This is a genomic window from Kitasatospora sp. NPDC056651 (genome assembly GCF_042792155.1).
GTDB lineage: Bacteria > Actinomycetota > Actinomycetes > Streptomycetales > Streptomycetaceae > Kitasatospora.
Map to the genome: position 1 here is coordinate 1 of NZ_JBHTWX010000023.1, position 15,283 is coordinate 15,283.

A 15,283-nucleotide genomic window follows, 5' to 3' on the forward strand; every position below is an offset into this window, starting at 1 on the left:
CCTTCGCGCTTTGGTCAGCGTCCCGAATCGGGAGGTGCTGTCGGGGGGAGTCTGCGGGCAGTGGCCAGTCGGTGAAGGCTGAGCCGGACGGCGGCCGGGCGCAGGCGGAGGTCGGCGGCGAGTTCCTCAGGGCTAAGGCCGGGCCTACGCTGCAGGTGGTCGAGGACGGTGCGGTCGGTCCGGTTCTCGGCGGTGCGGATGGTTCGGTAGGCCGCCAGCGTGCCACCCCAGAGGGCGAACAGCCCTGCGGCGCACACCCCGTGGGCGCCGGTCACCGCAGCACTGATCGCGGTTGCGGCGCCGATCACAGCGGTGGAGTACCAGGCGGTCAGCGCGACGGGGCCGCGGACCAGGCGGTCGGGCATCGGCAGGTACTCCCCTTCATGCTCGGTGGCGAGTGGCGAGTGGCGAGTGGCGAGTGGCGAGTGGCGAGTGGCGCGGGTCAGCCGGACGCGGGCTCGGAGGGCTTGCCGTGCAGGTCGCTGCGGCGGCCCTGGCCAGGGGGCGTCCAGTCCTGGAAGGTGGACGGCTTCCAGCGGGGGCGGTCCGGGACGCTGGTGTCGTCGGGATCGGGCAGGGTGCCCCTGTTCTTGCGGTTGCGGGCGGCGCCGACGCTGATGCCCAGGTGCGCGGCGACCTCGGCGTAGCCCCAGAGCTGCTGGTCGTCGGCCATGTGCGTGTCCTAATCCTCGGTGTTCCGGTGATGAGCGTACGCGCCGCCGGTCGGGTGGGTGTACGGCGAGGCCGCCCCGGCTGGTCAGCGCGGGGCGGCCTTGTGCGGTGCTGTTCAGGAGTCGACGAGGCGGTTGGCGAGTTCGAGGGCGGCGGTGGCGACGGCGAGGGCGGAGCACAGGCCGGTGACCTCGTCCAGGGTGGGGCGCACCAGGCGGGGCCAGTCGTCGCTGGCAGCGGGCCAGGTGGCGAGGTGGACGTCGGCGGTGGCGAGGCCGAGGCGGGCGATGACGTCCCAGCCCGCTTCGGGGGCCTTCTCCCACCGCAGCAGGATGCGGCCGAAGGGGAGTCTCGTGGTGGTGGCCGGGAGCCAGAGGACCTCGATCGGTTGGCCGGGGTCGGTGGGAACGCGGCGGACGAGCGCTCCGCTCGCCCAGTGGGGTACGGGGTGCAGTGCGAGCCGGTCGAGCGGCTGCGTGCGGGTGCGGCGGTGGGTGGTCGGGATGTGGGTCTCCTTCGGGCGGGCGGTGGTTCAGGCCCAGGCGAGTTCGTCGCGGACGGCGGAGGGCAGGTAGCTGTCCTGGCCGTCTTCGGCGAGGTAGGCGATGCCGTCGTGGACGACGACGTCCGTGCCGATGTAGTGGGCGAAGGCCCAGTCCGGGTTGACGGCGAGACGGACACGCAGGTTCGGGTCGACGGTCTGGAGCTGGGCGATCAGGTGGGCGACGGTCAGGTACTGGGGCATTGCGGGTCTCCGAGTAGAGAGGCGGTGGTGGGTATGGGCGGCGGTCACGGGAGGTCGAGGCGGAGCCGGTCGCGCAGGACGGCCGGGCCCTTCGGGTGGGGCTTGGGGTGGGTGGCGAGGTGCCGCTTGCGGGACTCGTCGACGTAGCCCTTGCTGGTGCCTTTGAACTCTCAGTCGCCGCAGGTGCAGACGGCCTGGGAGTAGGAGCGCCCGGGGCAGTCGGGGTGGAGCGGCTTGCCGGAGCTGGTGTGCTTGTGCTCGGGTGGGCAGAGGCTATGGTCGGCGTGGTGGTTGGTCAGCGGGGCGCGGTGGACGGTTATTCAGACCCTCTCGGTGGGCGGAATCGTCGGGGTGGGCAAGGCGTCTCGGGGATGGACGAGGACGGGTTCGTCGGCGGGCCACGGGTCGCAGCACTCCCAGGGGAAGTCCCGGGTGAGGACCACGGTCCCGTGCGGGCCCTCGACCTCGGGCAGGCCGCAGACGCCGCATCCGCACGTGAGGTCGTACGGTCCGGGGTCGGCCGGGTAGGGGCCGCAGGCGAAGTAGTCCGTGCGGCGCAGGCGCCCTGGGGCGGCGAGTGCGAAGGCGGAGACGATCAGGTCGCCGGGGCGGACCTCGTCCGCGCGGACGACCCGCAGGGTCGGGCTGGCGAGGACGCGGCGGGCGGCGCGGTGTTCGGTGGTGGCGGTGACGATGAGCGGGTGCAGGGCGACGTGCTGGGTGTTCGCGGCGTGTCCCTTCGCTGGCCTGCGGTTTTCGGCGACACCGATACTTTGACATGCAGCGTCCCGAAGTTGGCAGTCCTTTTTTCGGGACCGGTGCTCTGCCGTGGGCGAACCGGACGGGAATGGATCAGGGGTGCGGGGTGCTGAACCGAGGTTGCGGCGCGGAGCCGTACAGGGTCGGAGGGGGACGAAGGCGTTGGTGCCGAACAGAGGCCGGGACATGGCGGCGCTGGAGCGCAAGATCCGCAGCGCGGGCCGGGCGTGGACGATGGGCGACGTCGCGATGATCGCCGAGGGCCAGTGGGCCGTCGCCACGGGCCGGGCCGAGCACGGGCAGACCGTGATGGTCGAGGAGCGGCTGGCGGACGGCCGGCGGGTGGAGCTGACCCTGGAGGAACTGGCCCGCGTGGTGGGTACCGACCCTGGCACCCACCACGACAGGGCAGCGGACTGACCGGCGCTACCGCCGGTTCACCACCAGCGGGGCCGGGGCGGCGGCTGGTGGAGTTGGCCGGTCGACAGACGGCCCGAGGGGGCGATACGCCTGTGAGGTGCGGGCGGTGGCGGCCCGGACTCGTTCGGCGTTCCGGCCGCCTTCGGCGTTGAGCGCGTGCTCGCGGGCGTCGACAACGTGGCGGATCATCTGGACGGCCGTGTTGCTCTCGGCGTAGGCCGCACGCAGCGAGTTCGCCGAGGCGGTGATCCGGTCGAGGTCGTAGAAGGCGGGAACATGGCCGGGCCGGGTAAGGGCGTGGAGCCGATCCTGGTGCACGGCGATGGAGTTGGACACGACGACGAGGTGGGCCCGGTGGTGCATGGCCGAGCGCAGCATCGGGTCCACGGCGGTCAGGCGGGATGCGGACTTCTCCAGATCGGCGATCGGCCGCCCCCAGGCTTTCTCGATCATCGCGTCCGCGCAGTCGAGGGCGGTGGCGTCGGTCACGGTGCTCTCCGGTGTGATGGCGGGGCGTCAGCGGACGGTGCGGGCGGCCGACACGGGTGCCGGTCCGGTCCAACAGGTCACGGAGGTCACCGGCCGCGCGAGGGGTGGGAGGCCGCCGTGACGGCGGCGGGGACACGCGTCGGAGGCACCGGGGGGTGGCTGAACAGGGAGGAAGGGGCGGCGCTGCGCCGCAGTGCCGCAGCGGTCCGCGTGGACTGCGCGGGGGAGTTGAGGGTGCGCTCGGCGGCCGGAACCGCAGGGGTCACGGCGGTGCTGTGTCGGCTGTCCCACTGCTGGATGGCGGTGTAGACGGGGCCGAGGGCCTGCCCGGCGTCGGTGAGGACGTACGGGGCGCCGTGTCGGTCACCGGTGCGGGCGACGAGGCCGTCCGCCTGCATGCGGTTCAGCCGGGTCGCGGCGAACTGCTCGGAGGCGCCGAGGCGTTCGGCTAGCTGGGGCAGGCGCACGCTCCCGTGCTCCGCGAACAGGCGGACCGTCTCGGTGGTGCCGACGAGCTGCAGGCGCTGCAGGGCGTCCTCGATCCGGTCGTACCGGCCCTGCGGGGTGTGGTCGATGTGGTCGGAGGACCACTCGGCAAGTGTGCGGTAGGTCGGGCCGAGCGTGCGGGCGGAGGACGAGAGCCGGTAGGGCGCCGCACGGTCGAACGTGCCGTCTCGGGTCACCAGGCCGGCCTCGGACATCGACGCCAGCCTCTTGCTGACGTACGACGGGGACAGCGCGGTGAGGTGCTGGGCGACGTCGGCAACCCGCATCTCCGGGCCGTACTTGGCGACCGTATGGACGACGTGGGTGGTCCACTTCGGCGCGATCCGGTGCAGGACGGCCTCGACACGCTGCGCGTCGGCGGTGCTCATGGGAGTGGTCTGGGCGGACATGGCCGGGAGTTCCTTGCTCAACAGGTACGGGTGGAGACGGAGGGCTGGGCCGCTCCTGGCGAGGGCACTGCCTGGGCGGGACCGGCCGCAGTGGGGGTGATGGTGCGGTAGAGGGCGGCGACCTGGCGCAGCCGCTCCGTGCGGGCGGCGGCGCCGGCGGCTACGCCCTCGGGGGTGAGCGAGAGCATGTGTCCCATCCGGGAGGCGGAGGTGTTGGTGTTGACGGCGACAAGGCCGGCGCCGATCAGCCGCTCGACCGTCTCGGCCTCGATCGGGGCGCCGAGTCCGGAGCCCCAGATGACGTGCTTGTCGCCGTGCACGCTCTCGCGCAGCCACAGGTCCCCGTGCTCCATCTGCCGCAACGCCGTCCGGGCGAGGCCCTGTTCGTCGTCCCATACGGTGGTGGCGGGTCGTGCTTGCCGGTTGGCCGGGGCCGTGGCGCCGTTGGTGTGCGCGGAGTCGCGACGGACCTGCGGCGCGGCGGTCGGCCGCTCGGTCTCGGCGCCGCGCTCGTAGGCACCGAGGACCTTGTCGAGCTGCCCGTAGGCCGCTCCCCTGCGGGCGGTGAGCAACTCGACCTGGAGCCCCGCGGACTGGATGATGCCGTTGACGCCGCGCATGCTCGCGTGGTCGCCACGGGCGATCGGCTGCAGGCGCTCGATCACCGTCTTCGCCTGCTCGGTGAGGTCCTGGTGGAGCCGGTCGACGTCCCGGGCGCACGAGGCGACCACCGAGGCGAGGTGGGCCAGCGGGCTTTGGTACGGGTGTTGACCGGCGAGGTCCTGGGCATCGCTGGCACCGAGCCGCTCGTAGACGAGGTGGGCTCCGGGGCGGGTGTGCGGGTCGTGCGGGTTCACCGGACCTCCTCCATCCGGGTGAGGAGGGAGCGGACCAGGGTGGGCAGGCTGTCGGGGCCCTCTCCGTCGAGGCGCACCGCGCTGACCGACTCGTCCAGGAGGCGGTGGGCGTCCTCGGTCAGCGCGCCGATGATCTCCGCGCACGCTTCCGTGAACTCCGCGCGGGCGAGCAGGGCCCGGTCCAGGAGCTGGAGGTAGAGGCCGGGCGGCAGGGCGGCCTCGGCGGCGAGAGCGGCGATGGCCTCCCGGTCCTGCGGTGCGAAGGCCGACAGGTCGACGTCGGAAGCGCCGTCGTCGTCGGCCGGGTGGTCGGCTTCGGCGACCAGGGCGTCGACGGCCTGGGTGAGGTCGGCGAGCGACTCGGTCAGCCAGCCCAGGGCGGAGACGTAGGAGGCGAGGGTGAACAGGGAGGCGGGGGTGGCCGGCAGACGTGCTTCCAGCAGGTTCTCCAGCCGGTCGGCGAGCGCGTTGATCGCCTTCGGCCCGGCGGTGAGCGGCCCGAGGACGGGGTGTAGGTGGGAGCGCGAGGGTGAGGCGGGGGGCTGGGCCGTGGCGATGCCGGAGACGGCCTCGGCGGCTTCGACGAGCCAGACGGCGAGGTCGGTGTGCGTGGGGGTGGCGGTGGTCATCATCGGGCCCTTCGGGCGGCGGCGCTGGGGGCGAAGCCGGGGGAAGCGGTGGTGTAGGCGGGGCCAGTGCTGCCGGCCTGTACGGGGCGGACGGACTGGGCGCGGGCGGCTCGCACGCGGGCTTCCTCGGCCGGGCCGAGGCCGGTCGACACGTTGAGCCCAGTACGGCCCAGGCGGTTCTGGGCGGAGCGGTACACCTGGTAGTCGAGCCGGGGGCCGGCGGCGACGAGGTGGACCTCGCGCCGGTGCTGGGAGGCGGGCGGGGCGTCACGGAACTGCACGACCAGGCGGTGGCTCGCGAACTGGTCGCCGACGCCGAGGTAGACCTTGTGGCAGCCCTCCAGCCGGCCTTCGAGGCGCTTGGCGACCCGCTCGCCGTGGACGAGGTCCTGCAGGTGCAGTAGCGCCTGGTCGCGGACGGCGTCGGGGAGCCGGCGCAGGTCGGAGATCGCGTCCGGGTGGGCGGAGAAGGCGAACTTGGCGCGGCTCACAGCGAGCGCCCCCGATCGGGCTGCGCGAGGGCGGCTGCTGCGGGTGCGGCGGCCACGATCTCGGCGACGCCGGGAGCGGTCGGGGCGGCGCTGCGGGCGAGCGCGGCGCGGGTGCGCAGGGCGTCGGCGTCCTGCCGGTACTCAGGAGGCTCGGGCAGCGGGGTGTTCCGGTCGGCCAGCCACGCCTCGGCGCCGGCACGGTCGGGGAAGGCGCCCTCGCGGACGGTGTAGGTGTTCTGCTCCGCGTCGGAGTGCTCGATGAAGAGCCGGACGGGCAGGTCGGCGGCGTCCCTGTCCACCACCATGGTCCACGCCTCGCCCGGACTCTCACGGGCGGCCGTGAGGCCGATCAGCTCGTAGCGCTCGCCCGCACGGTGGATCTGGTCCTCGATCCGGTAGGTGAGTTCGTCGGCGCCGACGAGGTCGCCGTCCACGGTCATCGCCCGGGGCGGGCAGCCGCGCTCGGCGAGCCACTTCTGGGCGAACGCCACGTTGGCGTGCGCGGCGCCGTCCAGCGCGAAGGTGCCCTGGGCCTGGTCGCGCCGGACGTCGAACGTGAACAGGTCCGGCAGGCTCCGTCCCGGGCCCCACGCAGCGCCGTTGTCGAAGGCGATCAGGTAGCTGCGATCGCCGACGTCGTGCCGCGTCAGCAGGTCGAGGTCGCTTTCCCCGGCGATGTCCCGCAGGATGCCGGAGCGGTCGTCGGCGGGCGACAGGCCGCCGAGGTCGAAGTCGAGGCCGGCGCTCATGCGGCGAGTCCCAGCTGGTCGGGGGTGGACAGGACACGGTGGGCGGGCCGGGACGGGCTCGTGGCGCACGCCGCGAACGGGCCGTCCGGTGCGCGGAGCTGGGCGATGGCGTGGTCGAGGTGGTCGCGGTGCCAGGTCGAGGGACCGCTCTGGCCGGCCTCGGCGGCGGTCAGCTGCTGCCAGGCGAGCCACAGCGCGTGGAGGCGGGCGACGGCCTCGGGGTGCTCGTGCCACTTCGCGCACCAGGGGCGGGTGGAGCCGATCTCCCGGCCGTAGACGGGCAGCAGGATGTGGGTGACCCAGAACGAGAGCTCGGCCAGCTCGGCGGCGTACTGCGCGCTGCCCATGGCGAGGATGAACAGCGGTGGGGCGGAGCCGGGTTCGTCCCCGGCCAAGGGGTCCGGCCCGGCCGGGCCGGACCCCTTCTCGTCGTCGGCCTCGGAGCCGAGGCGGTCGAGGATCACGCCGTGCTGGCGGACCTCGGCCATCGTGCGGGTCAGGGCGCTGACGAGGTCGTCGAGGTCCTCGTCGGCGATGCGGATCGGCTCGGGCTCGGAGGAGCCCGGAGCCGGGACGGACTCGGACATGGCACATCCAGGGGGTTCGTACGGACGGGGAGGGCGAGGCCGGAAGGCGTTCTTCGGGTCATGGCGGGGCTCCGGTGAAGCGTGGTTGTGAGGGACAGAATCCGCAGGATCGGCGGCTTGGTCAGGCCGCTGATTCGTGCTAGGCGCAGGCCAGTTGATTGCCGTGGTCCTGGATGAGGCGCAGGCCCAGGGCGACGGCGTCGGCGAGGGTTTCGGTGAGGGGGTGGCCGGAGGCGGCGAGCTTGGCGGGGTGGTGCAGCCCGCCGGTGTGCAGCACGGCATACGCGCCGTTGGCGTGGGCGGCGTCTGCGTCGTCGACGGCGTCGCCGACCAGCAGCACCCGGTGCGCGTCCTCGGTGAGGCCGAGGGCTTCGAGGTGGGCTGTGAGCGGTGCGGCCTTGGTGCCGCCGGAGGGGCCGGTGCGGCCCTCGAACCGGGTGAAGAAGTGCCCGATGCCGGCCTGCTCGACCTCGCCGACCAGGGTGTCGTGCGGGCACAGGGACAGCAGCGACTGGGTGTGGCTGGCCTCGCGCAGGGCCGTCATCAGCTCGACGGCGCCTTCGCGCACCTTCACCGGCTGGGCGCGCAGCTGCTCCAGGAAGGCGTTGTCGCTGGAGATCCACTCCTGTTCGGTGATCGTGCGGCCGAGCAGGCGGGCGTAGAAGTTCGGGATCGGCACGGTGTGCTTGGCCCGGTAGGTCTCCCGGTCGACCGCCTTGCCGCCGAGGGCGGGCAGGGTCGCGTTCAGCGCGGAGACGTGGTCGTCGAGGTCGTCCTTGACCGTTCCGTTCCAGTCCCAGACCACGTGCATGCGGGTGGCGGGAGTCGCGGCGGCGAAGAGGGCGGTGTTCACGGCGGTGTCCTTCGGAATGAGCGTGGTGGTCAGACGGAGAGGCGGTCGTTGAAGCGGTGCAGCAGCCACAGGGCGAAGGCGGCCCCGGCGAGCGGGACGGCGGCGACGAGCAGCGGGGAGGTGGTGAGGGAGGCCAGGGCGGTGCCGGCGGCCTGGCCGACACCGATGCAGGCGATCAGCCAGGCGAACGCCTCCGTGCTCTCTCCCTGCGGAGCGAGGCGGTCGACGGTGAGGGACGCGGCGGTCAGCAGCGGCGCGAGGAAGGTGCCCGGCAGCACGGCGCCCAGGACGGCGACGGCTGGCGCGGGGTCGGGCAGCAGCGGCAGCCATCCGGCGGCGAAGCCGATCGAGGCGGCGACGAGGTGCTTGGCGGGGGCGCCGGGCCAGGCGCGTCGGCCGTAGGCGAGGCCGCCGAGCATGCTGCCGATGGACAGCGCGGCCGGCATCACCCCGGCCAGCCACCCGGCGTGGTGGCGCTCGGCGGCGGACAGCGCCAGGACGTTGACGGCGCCGAGCGCGACGCCGGTGCCGATCAGCGCGGCGAACAGCACCCGAAGACCCGGCACGCGCAGCGGACCCGTCCAGTGCACCGCCTCGGTGAACTCCACCGGCGTCCATGCGCGGGAGGGACGGGCGGTGACGACCAGGCCGGCGCCGAGCAGCCCGAGCGCCGCGGTCGCCACCAGCGCGGTGGTCGCTCCGATACCGGCCGCGAAGCCGGTGGCCAGCAGGGGCCCGGCGACGAACACCAGCCCCTGGCTGGAGGAGTCCAGCGAGAGCGCGGTGCGCTGGCACTCGGCGTCGGGCAGCAGCACCGGCCACAGCGCCCGGAGTCCGGCCTCCAGTGGCGGCGTCGCCAGCCCCGCCACCAGCACGGTGAGCGCGGCGAGCACCGGGTGGCGTGCCGGGCCGGTGCACGGCAGCAGCAGGAAGGCCGAGCTCGCAGTGGCCGTGGCGGTGATGAGGACCCGGGTCTGGCCGTGGCGGTCGACCAGGCGCCCGAGCAGTGGCTGCCCGAGCGCGGAGGCGAGGCTGTACAGGGCGACGAGGGTTCCGGCGAGGGCGAGCGGGCTGTGCTCGGCGCGTACCAGCAGCAGGATCGCGATCGGCGCCATGCCGGTAGGCAGGCGGCCGATCAGGGTGCCGCCCAGCAGGCGGGCGACGTGCGGCGAGCCCAGGACAGCGCGGTATCCGCTGTCCTGGGCAGGGCCGCAGGCGGTGGTGGTGCTCAAGGGAGGAGGTCCTTCGGTCGTAAGGCCCGGCGGCGCGCGGGCGCGCCGGACCGGGGCATGCGCAGGCATGACAGCCCCCTCGGGTCGGTGCGGCTGCGGGGAGAAGAGTCCGCGGATTCCGGGATTTGGTACGGCCGGGAAAGGGAGGTAGAAGCCCCTCAGCCGGTACGGCAGTGCAGGCAGCGGGCGAAGGCTGGGGCGAGCAACTTCATTGCCTTGGCAGCTTGTTGGGGGAAGAGGCCGTTGCCGAGGGCGGTGATCTGGGCCGGGCGGCCGAGTCCTGGGGTGGTGGTCACCCAGCCAGCAGGAAGCCCTTGCATCCACTCGACGAACTCCGCGCGCAGCCGCCCGCCCTCGTCGATGGGTGCCGGCGCCGGGCGGGTGTGCGTCTCCCACCGGGTGACTGCTGAGGTGTACCGGCGCGCTGGGCGCATCAGAACACGGGGCCGACGAGTGCCCGAGCGTTTGCCATGGCGAGCTGGGGCTGATCGTCCTGGGGCCCGACGACTGCCAAAGGGAGACGGTCACCGCTGAGCACGGCGCCTTCGTGGTGGTGCGAGGCTCGGAGATGATTCCAGCACACGGTTTTGCGTGCTATCGCGTTGGCGGGAAGATGGCGGTCACATCGTCTGCCGTCATGAACCGTCTACGAGGGAACGCGAGCAATTCTCGCGGCACGATGCCTGAGGCTGGGCCGTTGCCGTTGCCGGCACGGACGCCGTCGAGTTGCTTGAGCTTGTCCCGTGGGTGTGACGAAGAGGAGGAACTGCAAGCCGTGACTGAACTGCCGCAGCACCAGGTTTCACCAGAGGCTACTGGTGGAGCCGGAACTATTGAGGAGTACACGCTCGGTGCGGTAGCTCTGACACGCCTCCTCACCGGTGACCTGTTTCCCGGCCTCCTGGGCGCGCCAACCTCCATCGGCCTGCAGCGACGTGTTGCCGGCAACACGCTCGACGACCTCGTCGTCCGATCGCGCTCCGATTCGGGCGAGGTCGGGATCGACTTCCAGATCAAGCGAAAGGCATCTCCGACCAAGTCCGACGGTGCCTTCACCGACGCTCTGACGCAGTGCCTCGAAGTCATGGAGAAGCAACCAGAAGCGTTGGCGAGCGGCCTCCTTCACATGGGGTTCGGGGCGTCTGAACCCCGTGGCCCGCTGACTCAGCTCAAGCGACTGGCACAGCTCGCCCGCGCACACTCCACCCACGAGACGTTCCTGGGCGTCATGGTGCCCGGTGCCATCGATGAGAGCGTCCGAGCGCGATTCGACCACGTACGTGGTGCTGTCGCGCAGGAGTCGGCTGCCCGTGGGGTGACCGTTCAGGGCGGCGACCTCGATGAGCTGACGTACCGGTTCCTGAAGTACCTCCGCGTGTGGATCTTCGAGGTTGATAGCGAGGGACGAGACGTACTGGAGGCCACGAGCCGGCTTGCGACGCTCCTGCCTGCCGGGGGCCCCTCCGCGTACCAGGTGTTTGCCATCTTGCGCACGATGGCCGAGGAGTGGGGCCCGAGCGCCGGCGTGATCGATGCCCCGATGGTTCGCGCAGCGCTCCTCGCGCGCGGCATACCCCTGACGGCGGATCCGCGGCACAAGGGGGAGTTGGGGCGGGTCCTCGATGCTTCCCGCCAGGAGCTGGCCCGTACGGCGAACCAGATGGGCGGAACGCTGCGTCTGGAGCGAAAGACGGCGGCCCAGACCCTGGCCGGGGCCATCAACGACGGCGGCATCGTGCTCGTGTCTGGAGCGGCCGGTGTTGGGAAGTCGGTCCTGGTCCGGCGCATGGTCCAGGGACTTGACGACGAGGCCACGGTTGTCGTCATTAGCCTGACGACCCGGAGCGGCGACACCCTGGCCACCATCCAGCAGGAACTAGGCATCTCCCATCTCGGCACCGTGCTTGCTGCGGCGCCGACGACCGGCCTGCGGATGATGTTCATCGATGGGGCTGAGCACGCACTCACCGATGCGGGACGGCTGCTGGAGTCCCTGCTCGAGGCGGCACCGACGAACGGGGCCAGTTCACCGCCCTGGACGGTCGTGATCACGTGCCGGGCGGACGCGACCGGGCCCCTGACCCAGCGGCTCGGAGGCCGACTCAGGGCTCACGTCGAGCTGGATGAGCTCTCCGACCCCGAAGTCGACGAGGTCAGCGGGGCCTTCCCTGCCTTGGCGCCACTGACGCGTCACCCGCGGGGCAAGCGGTTGCTGCGCCGACCGTATCTCGTCGACCTCATGGTCCGCTCACAGGCCGCACCGGGTGAGGGCGAGGCACTGGGTGAGGAAGACATCATCGCGGTGATGCACGAGAAGGTCGTGCGGCGAAGCGAAGGCCTCTTGCCAGGACAGGGTACGGCTCATGACCGTGACGTCGCCTGGAACGCGCTTGCCGAAGCGGTCATCGCGGGCAGCGGCAGCAGCCGTCTGACCGGCGTGGACGGGACCGCTGTGGGCGGCCTCGTCAGCGACGATGTCTTCCGGCGTCAGCGTTCGACGTACCGCTTCGCCCACGACGTCCTGGCCGACTACGCCACGGCCATGCGGTTGGGCGACGAGGACGGCGGCGAACTGTTGGCTGCCGCCACCGCCCCGCGCTCGCTCATCCGGGCGGTGAGGCTCGCTCTGCAGCGCAACCTCGCCGAGGCGGCAGGCGACGCCGGCGTAGTCCGCCAGGTGTGGGCGCACGCCCAGAACCTCTGCCGGGATCTCTCAGCCCGTGACGGGAGCCGATGGGAAGATGTGCCGTTCGAGGCGCTGATCTCGATGGGCAGCCCGGACGGGGTACTGGCGGTCCTGACGATGGATCTGCTGGCCAACGACGGTGCAGGTCTGGCCAGGCTCATCGACGTGACCGGCCGCTACGCCACTACGTCTCGGTACGAGCCGGACGGTACCGGGCTTGAGATCGACGACGTTCTGGCCGCCCCAGTGGTGACGCTCCTGAGCAGGCTCTCGGACCATCTTCCCGGACGGCTCACTATTGTTGCCACCCAGCTGATTCGACGCTGGCTCGTGAGTGTGGAGATCAACGGACATCGTGCGAGCACGTTCATCCCGGATCCCGCTGTCCTGAGCATTGCTGTTGCCACCTGGGCGGCCGAGGACTCGTACGGCGACCGGCACGAGTGGGCCCTGGCGGTGGTGGGACTACTCGGCGGGCACCTCTCGGCGGAGGGCCGCGCCCTGCTGGAGCGTGCCCGTGGGCACGACCTGGACGTAGTGGCCGAGGATCCGGAGGTGCTGGCCGTGCTGGCACGGGACAATCCGGATCTCCTGCTCCAGGTCGCCGGTAGCTACTATCTGGATCTTCCCCTCACGCTCGATCCGAATGTACCCGGGCGGCGGCCGCCGCGACCGAGCCGTGATCCGGGACGGCGCCGTACGGAGCTGTCCGGATACGAGGGCGAGGACGGTGTGCGGGATCACTCCCACCGCACTTCACGCCGCCTGGGCTTCGGACTGGCGGGTCCGGGCCGGGGGCCGTTCGCAGCGCTCTTGAACCGCTCGCCCAAGCACGGCCTGCGCCTCGTCGGGGCCGTCGTGGACGCCGCCACGGATGCACGACTGCGGGTCGAGGAGTCATTCGACTGGCCGCCGCGACCAGTCCGGTCGCCGCTACGCCTGCCGCACTGGGAAGGGGCCGTCACGTACAGCGGCCCCGCTACGGCGTGGGGGTGGTATCAAGGTTCCGGGAACGGCGCCTACCCTGCGATCTCAGCGTTGATGGCCCTGCGCGCGTGGGCCAAGGAGCAGTTTGCGACCAGGCCCTTGGAGGATGTCCTGGATGAGGTCCTGGGCGCAGGCAAGAGCGTGGCGTTCCCGGCGGTGGCCTACTCCTTGCTGATCCCTGACGTGGCGGCGGCCGGGCCCATCCTCGATGGGTTCCTAGAGCTTCCCGAGGTGTGGGATTTGGAGATCGGAAGGACAGCCGGTGGGCAGGGCCTCTTCCACAGGTTCGAGGACCAAGAGGCCCTGCGACAAGGACCGGACCGAGTTGCCATGCAGCTCGTCCTCGCTGGCACTGCCGAGCGCAGGCAGGCGCTCAAGGCTGTGGCTGAGCGGCTTCTGACGGCATCACGCGAGGCATTGGGAAACCCACCCAGTGACGACCCGGCACTGTCGGTACCACGACGGCGGGCGCTCTTCCTTGACATCGAGGCATACCGAGGCACTCCGTCCGTCGAGCGGCCCGGCGTGATCGAGGTGTCCGTCGACGTGCCGGCGGACGTGCAGCAACAACTGGAACACCGCGGCGGTCGGGCAGCCATGCTCAGCCTGGCACTGACCAACGCGGTGCACGCCGCCATGAAGATCCGCGACGGGGAAGCGACAGAAGCGCGGGCGGCGCAGCTGTACACCCAGGTGCAGGATCTCCAGAGGTCAATCGCGGCCACGCCTGGTGCCAGATCGGTCCACACCGTAGATGACGTGCAGGCGATCGTCGCAGCAGCGGTCGTAGCGCAGGCGGCCCTTGGCGAGCAGGACGCGAGGCAGGTGCTCCCAGAAGCCACCCGGATCCTCATGGAGATCGGGATCGAGACCAGGCCGGAGCCGTACAGTTACGGGTCCGGTCGGGACACGCTCTGGGACGTGGGCGCCGATCGATCAGCGGCCATCGCACTGCCCGTGATCCTCATCCACGGTGATCTACTGGCTGCCGGCGGTGCCTCACGCGCAGACGTGATCACGGCTCTGGAACGCTTGGCGGGTAGCGAGTCGCGCGAGGTGCGAGAGCGCCTGACAAGTGGTCTGGCAGCTGTATGGACCACGGGTTGCGACGACAGCGACCCGCGACAGGCCCACCACGCTGCCGCCATGACGGTCTACCGCGAATGGTTGTCGGCCGCAGGTCTCGGACCGTGGAACGGACAAGAGCGGCCGCAAGTACGACTGTCGGAGCCGCTGGCCACCGCGCTCGAGCAACCAGGCGTCCTGTTCGACCTCTCCACGGCCGCGGATGCACTGCCAGGTTTGAAGGCAGCGGCCGCGTGCGACTGCAAGCACGGGGATGGAGCACGCACCACGCTGATGGTGCTCATGGAGCATGACGTGCGGGCCTGGCCGACGGAGTGGGCTCGCCGCCACCACGGCTCGGGTGCGTGGCGGCGCGAAATGGACGCTTGGGCTGCGGCTGAGGTTTTGGCCGGTGATGATGCGATGCTCGGGCGGTATTTGGGCGGGTTCGCCGCAGTGCCGGAGCAGTTGACCGGCCTGTTGGCCGCCATGGCAGAACGAGCCATCTCCCCGGAGCAAAGCCAGCGACTGTTCACTGTGTGGTCCACGGTCTTGGACCGTTTGCTTCCCGGGGCCCGGCAGGCCGAAGACCCCGGCGCAGAACGGTTGTCCTGGCGCGACGAGGCGGGACTCGACAAGGCGCTCTTGCCGGAACGCCCGGAGGCTGCCAAGTGGCCGCTGAAACTCTGGGTTCAGGGTCTCGTGCGTTGGATGGATGCTTTCGCTCCGAGCCCGAGCCTGTGCGACCGGCTGATTGAGTGTCTCTCACGCTTCAGCCACGCGATCAGCCCGGAAGGCGTCGGACTGGTCCTGCGAATGCTCGGCGACGATACGGGCCGGATCTTGCGAGACAGCCGGTACGTCACGATCTGGCTGCGCGTCGTACTTCTGGAGCGGCCTGAAGGCCTTGAAGCCCACCGGCAAGCCCTGCGAATGCTGCTGGATGATCTGGCAGCGAAGGGCTCCACGGACGCGATCCAGATCCAGCGAGAGCTGGAGGCCTGAAGCTTGTTCTGAAAGGTCGGCGTCAGGCGTTTTTCCGATATAAGTAAGCTCCTGTCGGCTGAGCGGGAGCGGGTGGAGACGTCGCCCTCGGTCGCGAGGTGCACCGGGCGGGTCCGGGTGACCTTGTGGCCGGTGGCGATGAGCGCGGAAGAGGCACCGGT

General features: G+C 71.3%; 16 protein-coding genes. 2 read left to right on the plus strand and 14 right to left on the minus strand.

Annotation, left to right across the window (positions count from 1 at the left end):
* Window positions 1-14: 14 nt before the first annotated feature.
* The 4 genes from ACFRAR_RS12100 to ACFRAR_RS12115 form a co-directional block, all read right to left on the minus strand.
* Window positions 15-365: a hypothetical protein gene (locus ACFRAR_RS12100; protein ID WP_380697496.1), complete on the minus strand. Its 351-nt coding sequence runs from the start codon at window positions 363-365 to the stop codon at window positions 15-17.
* A 77-nt stretch (window positions 366-442) separates the two neighbouring features.
* Window positions 443-673 (minus strand): MarR family transcriptional regulator, encoded by a 231-nt coding sequence (locus ACFRAR_RS12105; RefSeq protein WP_380697497.1) that lies wholly within the window; start codon window positions 671-673, stop codon window positions 443-445.
* Window positions 674-1,204: 531 nt separating this feature from the next.
* Window positions 1,205-1,417 (minus strand): hypothetical protein, encoded by a 213-nt coding sequence (locus ACFRAR_RS12110; protein WP_380697499.1) that lies wholly within the window; start codon window positions 1,415-1,417, stop codon window positions 1,205-1,207.
* Window positions 1,418-1,737: 320 nt separating this feature from the next.
* Window positions 1,738-2,364, minus strand: a complete 627-nt coding sequence (locus tag ACFRAR_RS12115) for a hypothetical protein (protein ID WP_380697500.1) — start codon at window positions 2,362-2,364, stop codon at window positions 1,738-1,740.
* Between ACFRAR_RS12115 and ACFRAR_RS12120 the strand changes: the two genes are divergently transcribed.
* A complete protein-coding gene (locus ACFRAR_RS12120; RefSeq protein WP_380697502.1) occupies window positions 2,363-2,596 on the plus strand; it encodes a hypothetical protein in 234 nt (77 codons plus the stop codon). The two genes, ACFRAR_RS12115 and ACFRAR_RS12120, sit on opposite strands and share 2 nt — an antisense overlap.
* A 6-nt stretch (window positions 2,597-2,602) precedes the next feature.
* On the opposite strand, the gene ACFRAR_RS12125 is transcribed toward ACFRAR_RS12120, so the two are convergent.
* From ACFRAR_RS12125 to ACFRAR_RS12170, 10 genes are all read right to left on the minus strand, one after another.
* Window positions 2,603-3,085 (minus strand): hypothetical protein, encoded by a 483-nt coding sequence (locus ACFRAR_RS12125; protein WP_380697503.1) that lies wholly within the window; start codon window positions 3,083-3,085, stop codon window positions 2,603-2,605.
* 86 nt (window positions 3,086-3,171) lie between these two features.
* The gene (locus ACFRAR_RS12130; protein ID WP_380697505.1) at window positions 3,172-3,981 is read right to left on the minus strand and encodes a winged helix-turn-helix transcriptional regulator; all 810 of its coding nucleotides are present in this window, start codon (window positions 3,979-3,981) and stop codon (window positions 3,172-3,174) included.
* A 17-nt stretch (window positions 3,982-3,998) separates the two neighbouring features.
* A complete protein-coding gene (locus ACFRAR_RS12135; protein WP_380697506.1) occupies window positions 3,999-4,838 on the minus strand; it encodes a hypothetical protein in 840 nt (279 codons plus the stop codon).
* Window positions 4,835-5,467 carry a hypothetical protein gene (locus ACFRAR_RS12140; protein WP_380697508.1) on the minus strand — a complete coding sequence of 211 codons (633 nt, stop codon included), beginning with the start codon at window positions 5,465-5,467 and terminating at the stop codon, window positions 4,835-4,837. Before ACFRAR_RS12140 ends, ACFRAR_RS12135 begins: the two co-directional genes overlap by 4 nt.
* Window positions 5,467-5,958 carry a type II toxin-antitoxin system RelE/ParE family toxin gene (locus ACFRAR_RS12145; protein WP_380697509.1) on the minus strand — a complete coding sequence of 164 codons (492 nt, stop codon included), beginning with the start codon at window positions 5,956-5,958 and terminating at the stop codon, window positions 5,467-5,469. The genes ACFRAR_RS12140 and ACFRAR_RS12145 overlap by 1 nt, the downstream gene beginning before the upstream one ends.
* On the minus strand, window positions 5,955-6,707 hold the full coding sequence (locus ACFRAR_RS12150; RefSeq protein WP_380697511.1) for a glycosyl hydrolase: 753 nt from the start codon (window positions 6,705-6,707) through the stop codon (window positions 5,955-5,957). The genes ACFRAR_RS12145 and ACFRAR_RS12150 overlap by 4 nt, the downstream gene beginning before the upstream one ends.
* On the minus strand, window positions 6,704-7,294 hold the full coding sequence (locus tag ACFRAR_RS12155; RefSeq protein WP_380697512.1) for a DUF4913 domain-containing protein: 591 nt from the start codon (window positions 7,292-7,294) through the stop codon (window positions 6,704-6,706). The genes ACFRAR_RS12150 and ACFRAR_RS12155 overlap by 4 nt, the downstream gene beginning before the upstream one ends.
* Window positions 7,295-7,433: 139 nt before the next feature.
* The gene (locus ACFRAR_RS12160) at window positions 7,434-8,147 is read right to left on the minus strand and encodes an HAD family hydrolase (RefSeq protein ID WP_380697513.1); all 714 of its coding nucleotides are present in this window, start codon (window positions 8,145-8,147) and stop codon (window positions 7,434-7,436) included.
* 29 nt (window positions 8,148-8,176) lie between these two features.
* Window positions 8,177-9,379 carry an MFS transporter gene (locus tag ACFRAR_RS12165; protein WP_380697515.1) on the minus strand — a complete coding sequence of 401 codons (1,203 nt, stop codon included), beginning with the start codon at window positions 9,377-9,379 and terminating at the stop codon, window positions 8,177-8,179.
* A gap of 158 nt (window positions 9,380-9,537) precedes the next feature.
* The gene (locus ACFRAR_RS12170) at window positions 9,538-9,813 is read right to left on the minus strand and encodes a hypothetical protein (protein WP_380697516.1); all 276 of its coding nucleotides are present in this window, start codon (window positions 9,811-9,813) and stop codon (window positions 9,538-9,540) included.
* A gap of 341 nt (window positions 9,814-10,154) precedes the next feature.
* Between ACFRAR_RS12170 and ACFRAR_RS12175 the strand changes: the two genes are divergently transcribed.
* Window positions 10,155-15,122 (plus strand): hypothetical protein, encoded by a 4,968-nt coding sequence (locus ACFRAR_RS12175; RefSeq protein WP_380697518.1) that lies wholly within the window; start codon window positions 10,155-10,157, stop codon window positions 15,120-15,122.
* The last annotated feature ends 161 nt before the right edge of the window (window positions 15,123-15,283 follow it).